We start from the raw sequence: 17,457 nt of genomic DNA, 5'->3' as shown, positions 1-17,457 counted from the left end.
GTACAATTATATTGTTTGAATAGATCGTTTGAAAATTGCGGAGGTGCTTTAATAATGTCTTCAGTAGTAGTTGTAGGAACACAATGGGGCGATGAAGGAAAAGGTAAAATCACTGATTTTCTTTCTGAGCATGCGGAAGTAGTTGCAAGATATCAAGGTGGAAATAACGCGGGACATACAATTGTTTTCGGCGGAGTTAAATATAAATTACACTTAATTCCATCTGGTATTTTCTATAAAGAGAAAATTTGTGTAATCGGAAACGGATTAGTAGTAGATCCAAAAGCATTACTTGAAGAGTTAAAATACTTACACGATCGTGGTGTAAGTACTGATAATTTACGTGTAAGTAACCGTGCACATGTTATTTTACCTTACCACTTAAAGCAAGATGAGTTAGAAGAAGCAAGTAAAGGTGATAACAAAATCGGTACAACGAAAAAAGGTATCGGTCCTGCATATATGGATAAAGCTGCTCGTATTGGTATTCGTATGGCTGATCTTTTAGACCGTGAAGCATTTAAAGAGAAGCTTGAGCGCAATTTAGTAGAAAAAAATCGTTTATTTGAAAAAATGTACGATACAGAAGGTTTCACTGTAGAAGAAATTTTCGAAGAGTACTTCGAGTACGGGCAACAAATCGCGCAATATGTATGTGATACATCTGTTGTATTAAATGATGCATTAGATAATAATCACCGTGTATTATTTGAAGGTGCGCAAGGTGTTATGCTTGATATTGACCACGGTACGTACCCGTTCGTTACATCTTCTAACCCAATTGCTGGTGGTGTAACAGTTGGAACTGGAGTTGGTCCTGCGAAAGTTACTCGCGTTGTAGGTGTATGTAAAGCATATACAAGCCGCGTTGGTGATGGTCCATTCCCTACGGAGCTTCATGATGAAATTGGTCATCAAATTCGTGAAGTTGGTCGCGAGTATGGAACGACAACTGGTCGTCCACGCCGCGTAGGTTGGTTCGATAGCGTTGTTGTAAGACATGCACGTCGTGTTAGTGGTTTAACGGATCTATCATTAAATTCTATCGACGTTTTAACAGGTATTCCAACTCTTAAAATTTGTGTTGCTTACAAATACAATGGTGAAGTTATTGATGAAGTTCCAGCTAACTTAAACATTTTAGCAAAATGTGAGCCTGTATATGAAGAGCTTCCAGGTTGGGAAGAAGATATTACTGGTGTAAAATCATTAGATGAACTTCCTGAAAATGCACGAAAATACGTAGAACGTGTTTCTGAGTTAACAGGAATTCAAATATCTATGTTCTCAGTTGGACCAGATCGTAACCAAACAAATATTGTTCGTAACGTATACGAAGCTTAATTAATAGTGTTTAGAAAAAACTCATGTCCGCATGAGTTTTTTCTTATTCTTTTATAAAAAAACGAAAAAAGTATTGCAATAAATACAGAATACATGTTATGATACATCTTGTCGTCACGAAAATATGACGTTGGTGAGTATGAGCCATTAGCTCAGTTGGTAGAGCATCTGACTTTTAATCAGAGGGTCGAAGGTTCGAGTCCTTCATGGCTCACCATTTTATTTTTCGTGGCCCGTTGGTCAAGTGGTTAAGACACCGCCCTTTCACGGCGGTAACACGGGTTCGAATCCCGTACGGGTCATGTTTTTTTTTGCTTATTTTTGGTCCCGTGGTGTAGTGGTTAACATGCCTGCCTGTCACGCAGGAGATCGCCGGTTCGACCCCGGTCGGGACCGCCACTTTTGTTTATACCACCATTAGTGGTTTTATATATAGTTTTGGCTCGGTAGCTCAGTCGGTAGAGCAGAGGACTGAAAATCCTCGTGTCGGCGGTTCGATTCCGTCCCGAGCCACTCTCAGGATATTAAGTGGGCCCACTTAATATCCTTTTTATTTATGTAATTTTACAAAACTGAGTAGTTATTTTAAAATAGAACGAGGAGCCTCTAGCAGTTGAAGCTAGAGGTTTTTCTATAGATCGTATAAGATGCCGTGTAAAAGTGGATCATACATGAGTCTATGAGAATAGAGGAGAAAATACTTAAACAAAGGATGCGGTCATATAGGACATACTATGTAAACATCAATATGTTTAGGGATTATTGACCATATTTTTATAAGGAGGAAATAGACGATGATGGGAAAGAAAATTTTAGTAGTTGATGATGAAAAGCCGATTGCAGATATTTTGAAGTTTAACTTAGAAAAAGAAGGTTTTGAAATAGTAATGGCACATGATGGTGATGAAGCAATTGAAAAGGCTAATGAAGAGCAACCAGATATGGTTTTATTAGATATTATGCTACCAGGTAAAGACGGCTTAGAGGTTTGCCGTGAAATACGTAAAAGCTCAGAAATGCCGATTATTATGCTTACAGCAAAGGACTCTGAGATTGATAAAGTATTAGGGCTTGAGCTTGGGGCAGATGATTATGTAACGAAGCCATTTAGTACAAGGGAATTACTTGCTCGTGTGAAGGCGAATTTACGCCGCCATCAACAAGGTGGTGCTGCGGAAAAAGAAGAAAATACAGAAATGGTTATTGGACCAATTGTGATTAATCCAAATGCATATAGTGTAACGAAGCGCGAGGAAAATATCGAGCTTACACATCGTGAATTTGAGTTGCTACATTATTTAGCGAAACATTTAGGACAAGTTATGACACGCGAACATTTATTACAAACAGTTTGGGGTTATGACTATTTTGGAGATGTGCGCACAGTAGACGTTACAGTACGTCGTTTGCGTGAAAAAATTGAAGATAATCCAAGCCATCCTACTTTAATTGTAACTAGACGTGGAGTAGGGTATTACTTGCGTGACCCAGAGCAGGAATAGTATATGAAGAAAGTTGGTTTTTTTCAATCTATTCATTTAAAATTTGTGCTTATATATATGCTATTAATATTAATAGCGATGCAAGTTATTGGAGTATATTTCGTAAGGGAATTAGAGAAGAGCTTAGTACAAGGTTTTAGGGATTCTTTAACGCAGCAAACAAACTTATTATCATATAATTTGAAGCAAGAGTTTAAAAAAAGTTATACAAAAGCAGAAACAGAGTCAACAGATGAAACGATTAAAACGTCAATTCGAAAATTTGCCTCTGATCAGAAGAAAGTTATACAAGAGGTAAGTGTATTTGATTCGCACAGAAAGTTACTGGCTATTTCAGATGAATCAAAGCAGAATAAGGTGAATCGAACATCAACTGATATAGCTGTTCAGCGAGTGTTAGTACAAAAAAAGCCAGAAGTGAAAATTGAGAAGGATGGTAGTACAGGTCATCGTGTTCAAGTTATGCTTACTCCGATTCTAGATGATAACGGTAAGGATGCGCTTGGTGTTATTTACATTGTGGCATCTATGGAAGATGTATATAAACAAATGAAGGATATAAATCAAATTTTTGCTACGGGAACAGTAATTGCTTTATTAGTAACGGCCGTACTTGGGATTTTGTTGGCTCAAACAATTACAAGACCAATTTCAGATATGCGGAGACAAGCAATCGAAATGGCAAAAGGAAATTATTCCAGAAAAGTAAAAGTGCATAGCCATGATGAAATTGGACAACTGGCATTATCCTTCAATAATTTATCGAAAAAATTACAACAAGCTCGTTCTTCTACAGAAAGTGAAAGGCGTAAATTATCATCTGTTTTATCACATATGACAGATGGAGTAATTGCTACTGATCGAAAAGGGGATATTATTTTACTAAATGACCCTGCGGAAAAGATGTTAAATGTTTCTCGTGAAACAGCGCTCGATCAATCTGTTTTAGAGGTATTAGGGATACAGGAAGAATTTACGCTCGATCATTTATATGAAGAGCCAGATTCTGTTTTATTAGATTTTAGTACGAGAAATGAACCATATATTTTACGTGCTAGTTTCTCTGTTATTCAAAAAGAAACAGGGAAGGCAAACGGCTTAATTGCTGTACTATATGATGTAACAGAGCAGGAACGTATAGAACGGGAACGCCGTGAGTTTGTGGCAAATGTCTCTCATGAATTAAGGACGCCATTAACGACGATGCGCAGTTATTTAGAGGCACTTACAGATGGAGCATGGCAGGATCCAAATATTGCACCACAATTTTTAACGGTTACACAAGAAGAAACAGAAAGAATGATTAGACTTGTAAATGCGTTGTTACAGCTATCTAAATTGGATAGTACAGAGCATCGTTTAATGAAAGAATGGGTCGACTTTACTGATTTCTTTAATAATATTATTGATCGCTTTGAAATGTCTAAAGAGCAAAATGTAAGTTTCAAACGATCTTTCTCTAAGAAATCTAGATTTATTGATATGGATACTGACAAAATTACTCAAGTGCTGTATAACATTATTTCTAACGCATTAAAGTATTCACCAGAAGGTGGAACAGTAACATATCGTTTACGTGATCGCGGTGATTTATTAGAAATTAGTGTAAGTGACCAAGGAATGGGTATTCCAAAAGAAAACGTTGATAAAATCTTTGAACGTTTTTATCGCGTAGATAAAGCTCGTTCAAGACAAATGGGTGGTACGGGACTTGGATTAGCAATTGCAAAAGAAATGATTGAGGCACATGGTGGCTCTATTTGGGCGAAGAGTGAAGAAGGAAAAGGGACAACTATTTATTTCACGTTACCAATGGCAGCAGATGAAGAGGACGATTGGGAATGAGTATGGAAAACTTTAAAACAATAGTTTTAATTAACCTAGTTGTAATTAGCCTATTTCTTACTTTTAATCTATGGACGTATGTGCCAGATTCTACATCCATGCAAAACGCGAAATTTGTACAGGGGAATGAAGGAATGAACCAAACTAAAATTTCCGATGTTGTCCGTCCTACTTCTATCATCGTGCATAAAGATAAAAATCATTATGGGAGCAGAAGAGAGGCAGATATAGAATCAATCTATAAGCCCCTGGAAGTAGGGGAACTACATGATTTTAGAGAGATATCAATCACTAAGGGTGATTTCCTTTCATATGTGCATGGTGAAGGGAAAGTTGAACTTGTTTTCCCTACCGATATCCCATTTGATGCAGTTAAATCCATGTTTAACATGAAAGAGAAAAGTACAGATAAGCCTAAACACTTTAATCGTATTCTCCTTGATCCTTCTAGAAGTAAGGATCAAGAAATTAAAATTAACTTTGTTTCTGATGGTGATAACTTTAAAATATACGAGGCAAAATTAAGTGGCTTGTATTTAAAAGATATTGTAAATGCCCAAAATCAATTTATAGTATCAGCAAAACCTTATTTTGATTATCAACTCAATGATATGAAAAAATTATTTTTACCAGATGGAACGACAGAGTTAAGCAATATAACATATATTTCATCTAATTTAGCAGTTGATACGTTTAAGAATGCTCTGTTTAGTGATCCTCGTTATTTAAGTCCGATTACCGAGATGTCGAAAGAAACATTTACAGATGGTATTAGATCCATGGAAATTGAAAACGATCGTCACATGCTAAAGTATAAAAACTCTTCTGTCTTAACTGAGAAAACGATAGATAATTTAATGCTTTTACAAAAAAGCTTTGAATTTGTAAGTGGTCACAGTGGGAGTTTGGATTCATATCGTTTGGACTATATGAATAAAGGAGAGACAGTATTTCGCTTAAATGAAGATGGATATCCAGTATTCAATGCAGATGGATTAGCGGAATTAAGACAAGTATGGGGATCAGAAGAAGTAATGGAATATGAAAGACCGTTGCTGTCTTTAAATACTAAAGGTATAGAACAGAAGGTTACTCTTCCGTCAGGGCATGTTGTAATAGCATCCCTAGAAAATAATCCAGAGATAAAGAAACAAGTAATTAAGGATATTGGCATTGGATACAAGTTATCACTAGATGGGCAAGTGGTTCGACTACAACCAATTTGGTATGTAAAGCTTGTTGAAGATGAAACAGGTAAACAGAAAATCTATGAGTGGAGTGAGGGAGGACTAAATGGATTGGGATCGGATTAAAACCATATTTATTGTGACCTTTTTTGTTTTGGACCTCTTTCTCATTTTCCAATTCATTCAAAAGCAAGATAGTAATCAATTGGAGCTTATTGCAGAAACAAAGATAGATCAAGAATTAAAAGCAAATAAAATTACGATGGGAAATATCCCTAAAGAACCGAAAAAAGAGTCATTTATTAGAGCGGAAAATAAAGCCTTTAAAGAAGAAGATATACAGTCTTTGAAAAATCAAACGGTGCATATACAAAATATGTACAAGATAGAAAGTAAGCTAAAAGAGCCTTTTTTAAATACGAAATCATTATCAAAAGATAAGTATAATGAATTTTTGAAGAACTATGTATTGGATGGACAAAAATATGAATTTGGAGCGGTGAAAGACTCTAAAATTTATTTCTTCCAAAAATATAAAGATAAGCCTATTTTCTATAATAATCAGGCGATGATTGTTGTGGAATTAAATGAAAAAAATGAACTTGTTTCATATACGCAGACAATGCTAACTGATTTAAAAGAAATGGGCGAAGGTGAAAAAACGAAAGAGCAAGAAATTATTACGGCTCAAACAGCTTTAGAAAATTTGTATTTAAAAAATAAAATTCATGGAAATACGCATGTTAAAGAAGCGCAAATTGGTTATGCCACTCTTACCGCATCTACTTCTAATAACCAAGTACTTGCTCCAACGTGGAATTTAAAAACGGAGCAGAAGCAGGACTTCTTTGTGAATGCAATTGAAGGACAAGTTATGGAATTAGGAGAAAAGGAAAATCAAGTGGTTGATGAACATACTGGAGTGAGAAAGAATGGGGTTGCATTTTAGCGTACTTGCAAGTGGAAGTACAGGAAATATGCTATACGTAGGAACCGATGAAAAAAAATTACTAGTCGACGCAGGTTTAAGTGGTAAAGCAACAGAGGCTTTATTTAAACAAGCAGAACTAAATATAAATGATGTATCAGGTATTCTTGTAACGCATGAGCATAGTGATCATATTAAAGGATTAGGTGTATTGGCACGTAAATATGATTTACCTGTTTATGCGAATGAGAAAACATGGAATGCAATGGAACATTTAATAGGAAATATCCCAACTGAACAAAAGTTTATTTTCTCAGTTGGTGATGTGAAAACATTTGGTGATATTGAAGTCGAGTCATTTGGAGTTTCTCATGATGCGGCAGAACCGATGTTTTATGCTTTCCATAACAATAATAGGAAATTAGCGCTTATTACAGATACGGGATACGTAAGTGACCGTATGAAGGGCGTTATTAAGGGAGCTAATGCTTTCGTATTTGAAAGTAATCATGATGTAGAAATGCTTCGTATGGGACGTTATCCATGGAGCATTAAACGACGTATTTTAAGTGACGTTGGGCATGTTTGTAATGAGGATGCTGCATTAGCGATGGCAGATGTAATTACAGATGAGACAAAGCATATTTATTTAGCCCATTTAAGCTTAGATAATAACATGAAAGAACTAGCGCGTATGTCAGTATCACAAGTACTAGAGGAAAAAGGATTTGGAGTGGGTGAATCATTTGAAATTCACGATACAGATCCAAAAATGCCTACAAAAATTCAATACGTATAATTCTTCATTTTAGTAAACAATAAAGGTGAATATAGTTGTTTTCAGGAAGATAGGTGAACAAATATGTCCTTTATTGATGAAGAAAGTTATCGTATGAAACGTGCAGGAAAAAAGAAGCACAAAGGTATAGTTCTTTCGAGTATAGCGGGAACAATTGTAGGAGCTTCTTTATTTGCGTTTGGAGCGCCTTTATTTTCGAATTCTGCTGATACGCTTCCGCAAGCTGAAGCAAGCGGAAGTAATATGGCTGAAGCTCAAGGGATTAAACAGATTAGCTTTGTAGATGCTGTTGATCGTGCATCTGAAGCTGTTGTGGGTGTTATTAACATTCAACGAGATAATTTTTCAGAGGCAGATTCAGAGGCCGGTACAGGATCAGGAGTAATTTATAAAAAGACAGATGGTCAAGCTTATATTGTAACGAATAATCATGTTGTAGCTGGAGCGAATCGTATTGAAGTAAGTCTAAGTGATGGTAAGAAGGTTCCTGGAAAAGTATTAGGAACCGATGTAGTCACAGATTTAGCTGTATTAGAAATAGATGCAAAGCATGTGAAAAAAATAATTGAAATTGGCGATTCTAATACTGTTCGCAGAGGAGAACCAGTTATTGCGATTGGAAACCCACTTGGACTGCAATTTTCTGGAACAGTTACACAAGGTATTATTTCAGCTAATGAACGTATTGTCCCTGTAGATTTAGATCAAGATGGACATTATGATTGGCAAGTAGAAGTGTTACAAACAGATGCAGCGATTAATCCGGGGAATAGTGGTGGTGCGCTTGTAAATGCAGCAGGACAATTAATTGGTATTAATTCAATGAAAATTGCTGCAAAAGAAGTAGAAGGAATCGGCCTTGCTATTCCGGTGACTAGAGCTGTTCCAATTATGAATGAACTTGAGAAGTATGGAAAAGTAAGAAGACCGTATGTTGGGATTGAACTTAGGTCATTAAATGAAATCCCAAACTATTATTGGTCAAAAACATTACATTTACCAGGTACTGTAACAGAGGGCGTTTGTATTTTGGATGTGAAAAGTCCTTCGCCAGGTGCGGATGCTGGTTTAAGAGAACATGATGTTATTGTGGCAGTAGATGGAAAACCGATTCGCGATATTATTGGATTCCGTACGGCCTTATATGATAAGGAAATTAATGATAAAATGACTCTTACGTTTTATCGTGGTACAAAAAGAGTAACAACAACAGTGAAATTAGGCATTCAAAAGTATTAAAAACAGGAGGGCCTACCTCCTGTTTTCTATTGTAGAAAAGTGAGGTGTAGAAAATGAATTTACCTTGTTGTTTAGAACATGTTGAATTAGCGTTAGATATTATTGTGGATGAGTGTGAAGTTGCACCAGTTATCAACAATGTGGATAACTCGGGAAAAGAGAAAAAAACATGTGAATTTTGTCAAAATGAGGCGACATATGTTGTATCGAACACAGATTCTCACACAATATGTGGGTAGTATTTGTGGATATGTGGATAAGTTTTGTGGATAACATGTTTGTAAGGTGGAGGATACGTGTGAATATCTCGATTATTTCAATTGGGAAATTAAAAGAAAAATATTTGAAACAAGGTATAGCAGAATACTTAAAACGATTATCTGCATACGCAAAAGTAGAAGTAATTGAATTACCTGATGAAAAGGCGCCAGAAAATTTAAGTGAAGCAGAAATGTTAATTGTAAAGGAAAAAGAAGGTATACGTATACTCGATAAAATTTCTGATGACACGCATGTGATTGCATTAGCTATAGAAGGAAAGCAAAAGTCATCAGAAGAATTTGCGGTAAGTCTAGATCGCCTTGCTACATACGGAAAGAGTAAAGTCGCATTTGTAATTGGTGGATCACTGGGACTAAGCTCAGAAGTGATGAAGCGTTCAAATGAATCACTTTCTTTTTCAAAGATGACATTGCCACACCAATTAATGCGATTAGTGTTGCTTGAGCAAGTGTATAGAGCGTTTCGGATTAATCGTGGAGAACCGTATCATAAGTAATGTATTCTATGTAAAACACTGATATTATCATATTTATTTTATTATGCCTATAATTGGAGGCTATGTGAATGGTAAGTGATCAGAAGAGATATTCTAGACTCGCAAATATAACAAAAATAATAAATACGAAATTAGAACTACGTGACGTATTGCAGCGTGTGACAATGGCGATATCAGAGGAAATTGTTAGGTGTGATGCTGTTGGAATTTATTTACCCCAGGAAGATGGAACATTTAGAGGGTTTGCAGGAAAACCAGAGACTATAAATGGCGTAACGCTCGATACTCAAGTAATTGATCCTGAAATAGACTTACTGGCAAAAGAGGTTATTGAAACGAAAAAAACCATCTATATTCCTGATACCTCAAAGGATCATCGACCAGATCCGAGACCGGTTAATGCATTCAAAATTAAGTCCTTATTAGCTCTGCCTATCTCATTTGGGCAAGAGTTATTTGGTCTAGTTTTTTTATTTGATTATGGAATTCCGATGAACTTAACAGATTCAGAAATTCAAAGTGTTGAAGCTTATGTAAATATGGCTGCGGTTGCAATTCAAAACACAAATAATTTAAAACAAAAGGAAAACCTTATTGCTGAGAAGCAGCTGTTACTAAATGTTACACGTGATTTATCAATGTGTTCCTCGATACAGGAGAGTTTTGATAAATGCTTTTTTTACCTAGAACAGATTTTAGAGAGTAAAAATATGACTGCCCATCTTCTAGATCCGCTAGATAAAACAACAATTAAAACAACGAAATTAAGTAAGGCCTGTCATTGGACAGAAGCGGATTGGACAGAGAAAAGCTATGAAGCCAAGATTCAAGAAGTTATTCAAACAAAAAATATAGATAGTAAGGGTCTATTGATGATTCCATTGGTTTCAATTGGAGAAGTATTAGGGGTAATCGTCGTTGGCAAAGAAGGAAAAGCTCACAATTATGATCATTCTCAACTTCAACTAGCAAAATCTATCGTTGATGCCACAGCCCCTACGTTTTCGAATTTGTCATATATGGATCAACTAGAAAGCATAGTGGAAGAGCGAACGAGAGAGCTAGCTGCTGCTAATGAAAAAGTTACAAGTGTGATTGAATGTATTACGGATGGATTTTTTATTTTAAATAATAAATGGGAATTTACATACGTAAATAAGCACCAATATTTTCCGAAAAGAAAAACAGCAAAAGATGTATTAGCAAAGAATATATGGGATGTTTTCCCGAGTGAAATCGACACAGTTATGTATAAGGAATTTCATCGTGCGATGTCAGAGCGAACTACAGTTCATTTCGAATTTCTTTCTACTGCAGATGAATATTGGCATGAAGTTATTGCATACCCGTATGATGATGGTATTTGTTGTATTTTTAAAAACATAACGGAAAAAAAGAAATATGAACAGGAATTGAAAAGATTATCCAACATAGATTTAATAGGGCAAATGGCAGCAGGTATCAGCCATGAAATTAGAAATCCAATGACAACAGTACTAGGATTTTTACAGTTATTAAAAGAAGAGAATACCTATGAGAAACATAATAAGTACTTTCATTTAATGATTGAAGAACTTAACCGTGCCAATTCTATTATTACTGAATTTCTCTCAATGGGTAATACAAGGAAATCGGATTTGCAGATGTTAGATTTAAATTCAATTATCCACGATATTATTCCTTTAATAAAGATTGATACGTACAATCAAAATAAATATATTCAAGTCGATACAAATGACATTCCAGAATTACTTTTAAATCGTAATGAAATACGGCAATTATTAATGAATCTATATCGTAATGGCTTAGAAGCGATGAATACAGGGAAAGTCCTAACCATTAGCACTTACAAGGAAGGTCAAAATTGTGTGGTGCTTGCAGTGCGGGATCAAGGAAAAGGTATCAGGCCTGAAGTATTAGAGAAACTGGGTACGCCGTTTTACACGACCAAAGATAATGGAACTGGATTGGGGTTAGGTGTATGTTATGCCATTGCTGCCCGCCATAATGCAAAAATAGAAATTCAAACAGGATCGGAAGGCACTACCTTTTTTGTTAAATTTAATTATGAAAATAATAAAAAATAACCTTATTTAGAATAGTTACGATGAACCGTATCATAAATAAATTTATTCTTTGCATATAAAAGGATAAAAAGACCATTGGACAAAAATTACCGATGGTCTTTTAAATATTATTAGATGGTATGTAGATTTCCTAAAATAAGTATGTTTCTATTTCCATAAAAATATGCTGTAATATGAAGAGGAAAAAGTATAAGTAGTTAGAGAAGTGAGGAATTAAAGGTGAAGAAGTTTAAGAAGTTTTACTTGGAGATTACGAGTGTATGTAATCTTGCGTGTAGCTTTTGTCCGCCGACGGAAAGGCAGAAGCAATTCATTTCTGTGGAGGATTTTGCTAAAAGATTAGACCAAATTAAACCTCACACAGACTACATTTATTTGCACGTGAAGGGTGAGCCGTTGCTCCACCCGAAAATAGATCAACTATTAGACTTAAGTCATGAAAAAGGGTTTAAAGTTAATATTACAACGAACGGAACGTTAATTAATAAGAGAAGACATAGGCTGTTAAATAAGCCTGCGTTAAGACAAATGAATTTTTCACTGCATAGTTTTGATGGACATCCAGGTTCGCAAGATAAAGAGGGCTATGTAAGGAGTATACTTTCCTTCATTAGGGAAGCGACAAGTCAATCAGATTTAATTGTATCGTTAAGGTTATGGAATTTAACTCAGGATAATAAAACGAATGCTGAAATCCAGAAAAATAGAGAGTTATTATCTATAATTGAAAATGAATTTGATCTATCTTATCAAATTGAAGAGAAGCTTACACCAGGAAAAGGTATAAAAATTGCAGAACGTGTCTTTATTAATCAAGACTATGAATTCCAGTGGCCAGCATTACATGAAGAAGAGGATGATGGGAAAGGATTCTGTCATGGACTTCGTAATCAAGCGGGTATTTTAGCGAATGGAACAGTTATTCCTTGTTGTTTAGATGGTGAAGGGATTATTAACCTTGGGAATATTAATAATGATTCATTTTCTAACATTATCGAAGGTGAAAGAGCAACAAACATTGTCGATGGATTTTCGAAAAGAGTTGCGGTTGAAGAACTTTGCAGGAAATGTGGATATCGCAAACGGTTTGGGAAGTAAATATGAAATAAGCCCTCATAAAGCGAGGGCTTATTTTTTATACTTGATAAGAATGCTCTAATTTATCAATTAATGAACCAACGTAAGAAACAGCTTTACGGATTGCATCTGGTTTTGACATATCTACTCCGGCATGTTTCATTGTACCACCAGCGATCGATAGCAGGTTGTACTTCCTCTTTAATCATTTGAGCTACTGCAGTGGATGCAGTGTGTGCTGCCTTTTTTGTAGTATTTCTAGTAACGATTTACGGAAAGGTTCAAGTTAATTTAAGAATTAATATACTTTGTCACCATTGAAAATCGAGTTTTTCACGACAACATAATCTACAGTACGAATAGCATCTAATTTTGTTCCACCAGCGTAAGAGATAGAAGATTGAAGATCTTGTTCCATTTCGATTAACGTATCTTCTAAAGAACCTTTATGCTCAACGAACATTTTCTTACCTTCAACGTTTTTCTTCTCACCCTTTTGGAATTCAGAAGCAGAACCGAAGTATTCTTTATAAAGTTTGCCATCTCTTTCAATTGTTTCCCCTGGAGACTCTTCGTGACCAGCGAATAGAGAACCGATCATGACCATAGTTGCCCCAAATCGAATAGATTTAGCTACGTCGCCGTGTGTACGAATACCACCATCAGCGATAATTGGCTTACTTGCAGCTTTTGCACACCAGCGAAGTGCAGCTAGCTGCCAACCACCAGTTCCGAAGCCTGTTTTAATTTTAGTAATACAAACTTTACCAGGTCCAATACCAACTTTTGTTGCATCGGCACCAGCATTTTCTAATTCTCTTACCGCTTCTGGAGTTCCAACGTTTCCAGCGATAACGAAGCTCTCTGGTAAATGTTTTTTAATATGTTGAATCATGTTGATCACAGCATTAGAATGACCGTGTGCGATATCAATCGTGATATATTCAGGTGTCAGTTGCTCAGCAGCTAATTGTTGTACGAATTCATATTCGTCCTCTTTTACACCAACGCTGATAGAAGCGATTAATCCACGTGATTGCATATCTCTAATGAATGAGATTCGTTTCTCTGGTTGGAAACGATGCATGATATAAAAGTAGTTGTTCTCAGCTAAATAAGTTGCAATTCTTTCATCAATAATCGTTTGCATATTTGCAGGTACGACAGGTAATTTAAATTTATGTTTTCCTAAAGTGACAGTTGTATCACATTCAGAGCGGCTATTTACAATACATTTTGCAGGAATTAATTGAATATCTTCATAGTCGAATACGTTTTCCATCATTTACACCCCTAAAATACGAATATTTTATTTTTATTAATCAAAAATGTTCGTCCATAGGATAATTTACATTATTTTTATTAAGAAGTCAAAGGATTTCTTAACATTTTTTTAAAAAGTAGATTTTATATCTAAAAAACAACGTTAAAAACGAATTTAAAACGTTTTTTTATTTTTATTGTTCGTTTATGAAAAAGGTTGAAAAATTAAGATAATTATACAAGGTTGTATGTATTCTTTTTATTTTTTTGGAGTGGATGTAGGATACTATGAAAAGGTTAATGCTAACAATACGAGCAAAAGATGTTATCAAGTAGTTGAACATTATATGAAATGATAAGGTTTATTTCTATATAAAAAGATGAATCTGGCATGATCCACCTTTTTATGTGAGGTTTCAAGTATAATAAGTAGGGTGATAGTAATGTATACAAAAGATAAAAAAGAAAATAATACAAAATAAAATGAGGTTAATATATGAGTAAAAAAAGTTTTTCTGATTATAAACTAAGTACGGAAATCGTAAGGGCACTTACTGGGTTAGGATATAATCATCCAACAGAAGTACAAGGTGAGGTTATTCCAGTTGCATTAGAAAAGAAGGATCTTGTTGTGAAGTCCCAGACTGGAAGTGGAAAAACAGCTTCATTTGGTATTCCACTTTGTGAAATGGTGGAGTGGGAAGAGAATAAACCACAAGCATTAGTTTTAACACCAACGAGAGAGCTTGCGGTACAGGTAAAAGAAGATATTACAAATATAGGTCGATTCAAAAGGATTAAGGCTGCGGCAGTTTATGGGAAATCTCCATTTGCACGTCAAAAATTAGAATTAAAGCAAAAGACACATATTGTAGTTGGTACTCCTGGTCGTGTGTTGGATCATATTGAGAAGGGTACCCTTTCTTTAGAGTGTTTGAAGTATTTAGTTATTGATGAAGCAGATGAGATGCTAAATATGGGCTTTATCGATCAAGTAGAGGCAATTATTGATGAATTACCTACAAAAAGAATGACGATGTTATTTTCAGCAACACTTCCAGAAGATGTTGAGAAATTGTCTCGTACATATATGAATTCACCAATTCATATTGAAATTAAAGCAGCTGGGATTACGACGGATAAAATTGAACATACTCTTTTTGAGGTGATAGAAGACGAGAAGCTTTCACTACTTAAAGATGTAACAACGATTGAGAATCCTGATAGCTGTATTATTTTCTGTCGTACACAAGAAAATGTAGATCATGTATATAGACAATTAAAACGAGCTAACTATCCTTGTGACAAAATACATGGTGGTATGGTACAAGAAGATCGTTTTGAAGTCATGGATGATTTTAGAAAAGGAAAATTCCGTTATTTAGTAGCAACAGATGTAGCTGCGAGAGGAATTGATATTGATAATATTACACATGTTATTAATTATGATATTCCACTTGAAAAAGAAAGCTACGTACATCGTACTGGAAGAACGGGACGAGCTGGAAATAGTGGAAAAGCTATTACATTTATAACACCATATGAAAATAGATTTTTAGAAGAGATTGAGGAGTATATTGGATTTGAAATTCCAAAGGCAATTGGACCTTCAAAAGAAGAAGTTATGAAAGAGAAAGCTGCATTTGAAGAAAAGATACATGCTAAACCAATTATAAAGAAAGATAAAAATGCAGATATCAACAAAGGCATTATGAAGCTGTACTTTAATGGCGGGAAGAAAAAGAAAATTAGGGCGGTAGATTTCGTCGGTACAATTGCTAAAATTAAAGGTGTTACAGCAGAAGATATAGGTATTATTACGATACAAGATAATGTTTCTTACGTTGAAATATTAAATGGAAAAGGACCACTTGTCTTGAAAGTCATGAAGACTACAACGATTAAAGGGAAACAACTAAAAGTTCATGAAGCAATTAAGTAAATAAAAAACTATCCACTTTAATAGGTGGATAGTTTTTTATTTATGATTCTTTTAAATCATCCACTAGTTGCTCCGCTAAACGTCTATACATATTACTCATAGTCACGAAGGATGTTAGTAGTAGAAATTTTTCTAGCTTTGTATCTTCTAAGGAAGAAATCTCATTTACTTCTGTAACACGGTTATTTACGTCTTGTTTAAAGCTTTCGACATTGCTTTCAGTAAGAGCAAGATAATTTTTGTATAACGTATTTAATTCGAATGAATCATCATTTAATAAGGAGTCATTTATAGTTTCTAATGAACTTTTTATGTCGTTAATGGAGAGAGCTCCCTTTAATTGATAAATTAGGCTAATTAAAATCATATGCTCTTTTGAATACTTTTTATTTTTGATAGGGATGAATAGTTTCCCTTTTGCGTAATTATTAATCATCGTTTTTGTTAATACTTTTTCATCATCAGTTCTCGTTGTATCTGCATAAGTATTCTCAAATAGTTGGACAACTTGGTCTACATATAAGTCAACATTTGGAATATCCTCAAGTTTAATGTTTTTTTCTAAATGTAATGTCTTAAGTAATTCATTTATATTTTCCACGTAGAATCCCTCACTTTTATAACTTAGTGGAACTTAATGTTTAATATATCTTTAAATATGGTATTACGAAACAAATGAATTGTAAATGTTGACCTTAAAAAGAAATGTGTATATAATTACATGTAGTTATCAAAACTACATGTAATTATATGAGGGGTGTTATTATGAATACTTATGTAAGGGAACCAGTTAATGCATTTACTCACTTAGGTGGAGCGATATTATCATTTATTGCGTTATTAGCTATGCTTGTGAAAGTTTCTATCAAGATGCCATCATTTGCTGCAATTACAGCTGTTATTTTGTTTGGTATTGGAATGATGGTCCTTTATACGGCGTCAGCTGTATATCATAGTGTTGTGGCCAATGAACGTGTTATATACTTCTTTAGGAAGCTAGATCATTCTATGATTTTTATATTAATTGCAGGTACATATGCACCCTTTTGCTTAATTACATTAAATTCAGCAAGTGGTTTGCTATTATTTTGTTTAGTCTATGCAACTGCGATTTGTGGCATTGTATTTAAAATGTTTTGGTTTAATTGTCCAAGGTGGTTATCGACAGCAATTTATATTACGATGGGTTGGTTAATTGTTTTATTCTTTGCACCGTTAGCTGAGAATTTAAGTACAGGAGGCATTATTTTCTTAGTACTTGGTGGCATTTTTTATACAATTGGTGGATTTATTTATGGAACAAAGCCAAAATGGTTAGAGTTTAAATATATGGGGCATCATGAAATTTTTCATGTTTTTGTATTATTAGGTAGTCTTGCGCATTTTCTAAGTGTATATTGTTACGTAATTTAATAAAAAAACGCCACATAATAAAAATTATGTGGCATTTTTTTATTACCTGATTA

At 34.7% G+C, this 17,457-nt stretch carries 15 protein-coding genes, 4 tRNA genes and 1 pseudogene; 17 read left to right on the top strand and 3 right to left on the bottom strand.

Features of this window, described 5'->3' with window-relative positions; genetic code table 11:
• Positions 1–54 precede the first annotated feature (54 nt).
• The 15 genes from NST27_RS26750 to NST27_RS26680 all read left to right on the top strand — a co-directional run bounded on the left by NST27_RS26750 (position 55) and on the right by NST27_RS26680 (position 12,807).
• The gene (locus NST27_RS26750; RefSeq protein WP_000100238.1) at positions 55–1,344 is read left to right on the top strand and encodes an adenylosuccinate synthase; all 1,290 of its coding nucleotides are present in this window, start codon (positions 55–57) and stop codon (positions 1,342–1,344) included.
• Between the two features lie 141 nt (positions 1,345–1,485).
• Positions 1,486–1,561 (top strand) — tRNA-Lys (locus tag NST27_RS26745).
• Between the two features lie 13 nt (positions 1,562–1,574).
• Positions 1,575–1,646 (top strand) — tRNA-Glu (locus tag NST27_RS26740).
• A gap of 21 nt (positions 1,647–1,667) precedes the next feature.
• Positions 1,668–1,743 (top strand) — tRNA-Asp (locus tag NST27_RS26735).
• 41 nt (positions 1,744–1,784) lie between these two features.
• Positions 1,785–1,857: transfer RNA gene (locus NST27_RS26730), tRNA-Phe, on the top strand.
• A gap of 281 nt (positions 1,858–2,138) precedes the next feature.
• Positions 2,139–2,846, top strand: coding sequence for a cell wall metabolism DNA-binding response regulator WalR (gene walR, locus NST27_RS26725; RefSeq protein ID WP_000971865.1), 708 nt, complete (start codon positions 2,139–2,141; stop codon positions 2,844–2,846).
• Between the two features lie 3 nt (positions 2,847–2,849).
• Complete coding sequence (gene walK / locus NST27_RS26720) at positions 2,850–4,691, top strand: cell wall metabolism sensor histidine kinase WalK (protein WP_000755367.1); 1,842 nt, start codon at positions 2,850–2,852, stop codon at positions 4,689–4,691.
• Positions 4,688–6,004: a YycH family regulatory protein gene (locus NST27_RS26715; RefSeq protein ID WP_000061563.1), complete on the top strand. Its 1,317-nt coding sequence runs from the start codon at positions 4,688–4,690 to the stop codon at positions 6,002–6,004. Before walK ends, NST27_RS26715 begins: the two co-directional genes overlap by 4 nt.
• Positions 5,985–6,827, top strand: a complete 843-nt coding sequence (locus tag NST27_RS26710; protein ID WP_000383740.1) for a two-component system regulatory protein YycI — start codon at positions 5,985–5,987, stop codon at positions 6,825–6,827. Before NST27_RS26715 ends, NST27_RS26710 begins: the two co-directional genes overlap by 20 nt.
• Positions 6,811–7,605, top strand: coding sequence for an MBL fold metallo-hydrolase (locus tag NST27_RS26705; RefSeq protein WP_000522837.1), 795 nt, complete (start codon positions 6,811–6,813; stop codon positions 7,603–7,605). Before NST27_RS26710 ends, NST27_RS26705 begins: the two co-directional genes overlap by 17 nt.
• 63 nt (positions 7,606–7,668) lie before the next feature.
• Positions 7,669–8,844 (top strand): S1C family serine protease, encoded by a 1,176-nt coding sequence (locus NST27_RS26700; protein WP_000008042.1) that lies wholly within the window; start codon positions 7,669–7,671, stop codon positions 8,842–8,844.
• 53 nt (positions 8,845–8,897) lie between these two features.
• On the top strand, positions 8,898–9,083 hold the full coding sequence (locus NST27_RS26695; protein ID WP_001052831.1) for a CxxH/CxxC protein: 186 nt from the start codon (positions 8,898–8,900) through the stop codon (positions 9,081–9,083).
• Between the two features lie 59 nt (positions 9,084–9,142).
• A complete protein-coding gene (gene rlmH / locus NST27_RS26690) occupies positions 9,143–9,622 on the top strand; it encodes a 23S rRNA (pseudouridine(1915)-N(3))-methyltransferase RlmH (RefSeq protein ID WP_001027003.1) in 480 nt (159 codons plus the stop codon).
• A gap of 68 nt (positions 9,623–9,690) precedes the next feature.
• Positions 9,691–11,709: a GAF domain-containing sensor histidine kinase gene (locus NST27_RS26685; RefSeq protein ID WP_000253107.1), complete on the top strand. Its 2,019-nt coding sequence runs from the start codon at positions 9,691–9,693 to the stop codon at positions 11,707–11,709.
• Between the two features lie 219 nt (positions 11,710–11,928).
• On the top strand, positions 11,929–12,807 hold the full coding sequence (locus NST27_RS26680; RefSeq protein ID WP_000713633.1) for a radical SAM/SPASM domain-containing protein: 879 nt from the start codon (positions 11,929–11,931) through the stop codon (positions 12,805–12,807).
• Between the two features lie 37 nt (positions 12,808–12,844).
• On the opposite strand, the pseudogene NST27_RS29655 reads toward NST27_RS26680, so the two are convergent.
• Positions 12,845–13,037 (bottom strand): annotated as a pseudogene (locus NST27_RS29655) (oligoendopeptidase F); the annotation flags it as partial.
• A gap of 47 nt (positions 13,038–13,084) precedes the next feature.
• Positions 13,085–14,068 carry a GMP reductase gene (gene guaC / locus NST27_RS26670; RefSeq protein ID WP_000432447.1) on the bottom strand — a complete coding sequence of 328 codons (984 nt, stop codon included), beginning with the start codon at positions 14,066–14,068 and terminating at the stop codon, positions 13,085–13,087.
• Positions 14,069–14,545: 477 nt separating this feature from the next.
• Between guaC and NST27_RS26665 the strand changes: the two genes are divergently transcribed.
• Entirely contained in the window at positions 14,546–15,991 is a 1,446-nt protein-coding gene (locus NST27_RS26665; RefSeq protein WP_000039354.1) for a DEAD/DEAH box helicase, read from the top strand.
• Positions 15,992–16,031: 40 nt separating this feature from the next.
• Here NST27_RS26665 and NST27_RS26660 read toward each other — a convergent pair whose 3' ends face one another.
• Positions 16,032–16,592: a DUF1836 domain-containing protein gene (locus NST27_RS26660; protein WP_000427884.1), complete on the bottom strand. Its 561-nt coding sequence runs from the start codon at positions 16,590–16,592 to the stop codon at positions 16,032–16,034.
• A 164-nt stretch (positions 16,593–16,756) separates the two neighbouring features.
• Here NST27_RS26660 and trhA point away from each other — a divergent pair, with 164 nt between their 5' ends.
• A complete protein-coding gene (gene trhA, locus NST27_RS26655; RefSeq protein WP_001099728.1) occupies positions 16,757–17,404 on the top strand; it encodes a PAQR family membrane homeostasis protein TrhA in 648 nt (215 codons plus the stop codon).
• Positions 17,405–17,457: the final 53 nt, after the last annotated feature.

The sequence above is a fragment of the Bacillus sp. FSL W8-0770 genome (assembly GCF_038008705.1).
In the GTDB taxonomy this organism is placed as follows: Bacteria; Bacillota; Bacilli; order Bacillales; family Bacillaceae_G; genus Bacillus_A; species Bacillus_A cereus.
This window is presented reverse-complemented; position numbering and strand designations above follow the sequence as displayed.

Excerpts from the sequence above, each read along its gene's own strand:
- NST27_RS26750 (WP_000100238.1), top strand. The coding sequence starts at position 55 with ATGTCTTCAGTAGTAGTTGTAGGAACACAATGGGGCGATGAAGGAAAA.
- walR (WP_000971865.1), top strand. The coding sequence starts at position 2,139 with ATGATGGGAAAGAAAATTTTAGTAGTTGATGATGAAAAGCCGATTGCA.
- walK (WP_000755367.1), top strand. The coding sequence starts at position 2,850 with ATGAAGAAAGTTGGTTTTTTTCAATCTATTCATTTAAAATTTGTGCTT.
- NST27_RS26715 (WP_000061563.1), top strand. The coding sequence starts at position 4,688 with ATGAGTATGGAAAACTTTAAAACAATAGTTTTAATTAACCTAGTTGTA.
- NST27_RS26710 (WP_000383740.1), top strand. The coding sequence starts at position 5,985 with ATGGATTGGGATCGGATTAAAACCATATTTATTGTGACCTTTTTTGTT.
- NST27_RS26705 (WP_000522837.1), top strand. The coding sequence starts at position 6,811 with ATGGGGTTGCATTTTAGCGTACTTGCAAGTGGAAGTACAGGAAATATG.
- NST27_RS26700 (WP_000008042.1), top strand. The coding sequence starts at position 7,669 with ATGTCCTTTATTGATGAAGAAAGTTATCGTATGAAACGTGCAGGAAAA.
- NST27_RS26695 (WP_001052831.1), top strand. The coding sequence starts at position 8,898 with ATGAATTTACCTTGTTGTTTAGAACATGTTGAATTAGCGTTAGATATT.
- NST27_RS26685 (WP_000253107.1), top strand. The coding sequence starts at position 9,691 with ATGGTAAGTGATCAGAAGAGATATTCTAGACTCGCAAATATAACAAAA.
- guaC (WP_000432447.1), bottom strand. The coding sequence starts at position 14,068 with ATGGAAAACGTATTCGACTATGAAGATATTCAATTAATTCCTGCAAAA.
- NST27_RS26665 (WP_000039354.1), top strand. The coding sequence starts at position 14,546 with ATGAGTAAAAAAAGTTTTTCTGATTATAAACTAAGTACGGAAATCGTA.
- trhA (WP_001099728.1), top strand. The coding sequence starts at position 16,757 with ATGAATACTTATGTAAGGGAACCAGTTAATGCATTTACTCACTTAGGT.